Source organism: Peterkaempfera griseoplana, from assembly GCF_001418575.1.
Classification (GTDB): domain Bacteria; phylum Actinomycetota; class Actinomycetes; order Streptomycetales; family Streptomycetaceae; genus Peterkaempfera; species Peterkaempfera griseoplana.
In genome coordinates, this window is sequence record NZ_LIQR01000663.1 from 1 (window position 1) to 1,278 (window position 1,278).

General features: G+C 73.1%; 1 protein-coding gene. It reads right to left on the minus strand.

All coding sequences use genetic code 11. The annotated features are described in order from the left end of the window. Positions 1-1,227 (minus strand): MFS transporter (locus tag AOK09_RS35000; RefSeq protein WP_322973239.1); only part of this gene is annotated, 1,227 nt, incomplete at its 3' end. Positions 1,228-1,278 lie beyond the last annotated feature (51 nt).

Here is a 1,278-nt window from a genome sequence, read left to right on the forward strand (position 1 = left end):
GGGGGTGGGGTGGCGGGCGTCGTAGCGGGCGAAGGAGGGACGGCGGGCCGTGAGCAGGAGGATGGCGGCCACGCAGGCCAGGCCTCCGCTGACCACGGAGACGGCCGGGCTGGTGAGGGAGGCGACGGTGCCGGACTCGAAATCGCCCAGGCGGGGGCCGCCGGCGACCACGACGATGAAGATCCCCTGGAGGCGGCCGCGCATGTCGTCGGGGGCGGCGGTCTGCATGATCGTGTTGCGGAAGATCATGCTGACGGTGTCCGCGCAGCCCGCGGCGGCGAGCAGCAGCAGGCCCAGCCAGAGGTTGCGGACCAGGCCGAAGCCGGCGATGGCGAGGCCCCAGGCGGCGACGGCGCTGATCACGGCGAAGCCGTGGCGGTTGACCCGGCCGACCCAGCCGGAGAAGAGGGCCCCCGCGAGGGCGCCGACGGCCGGGGCGGAGACCAGCAGTCCGACGGTGCGGGCGTCACCGCCGTAGAACCCCACGGCGATGGCGGGGAAGAGGGCGCGCGGCATGCCGAAGATCATTGCAGCGAGGTCGGCGAGGAAGCTGGTGCGGAGGTTGGGGCGGTCGCGCAGGAAGCGCAGGCCGTCGAGGACGGAGGCACGGCCCTTGCGTTCGCCCTCGGGACGCATGGCGGGCAGTCGCCACATCGCGTAGATGGTGGCGCTGAAGGCGACGGCGTCGACCAGGTAGGCCGCCTGGTAGCTCCAGATGCCGATGAGCAGACCACCGAGCATGGGGCCGATGGTGAGGCCCAGGTTCATGGAGACGGTGGCCAGGGCGTTGGCTGCCGGCAGCTGCTCGGTGGGGACCAGCCGGGGCAGCATCGAGCTTCTGGCCGGGGAGCTCACCGCGAAGCAGACGGCCTGGAGGGCCACCGCTGCGTACAGGACCGCGACCTGTTCGATGCCGAGGGCGGCCTGGGCGGCGAGTACGGCGGAGACCAGGGCGAGGCCGGCGGAGCCCGCCAGGCCGAGTTTGCGGCGGTCGACGGTGTCGGCGATGGCGCCGCCGTACAGACCGAAGACGACCAGCGGGACCAGCGAGAACAGTCCCACCAGGCCGGTGGCGAAACTGGAGCCGGTGAGCGCGTAGACCTGCACCGAGACCGCGACGGCGGTCATCTGCTGGCCGACGGAGGACACCGTCTGGCCGAACCACACTCTGCGGTAGTGCGGGCTGGTGCGCAGCGGCGTGACGTCCGCGAGGGCGCTGCGTACCACGCGGCGCAGGCGGCCCCGGGTCGGCCGGTCAAGGGGTGCGGGGTCGAGGGG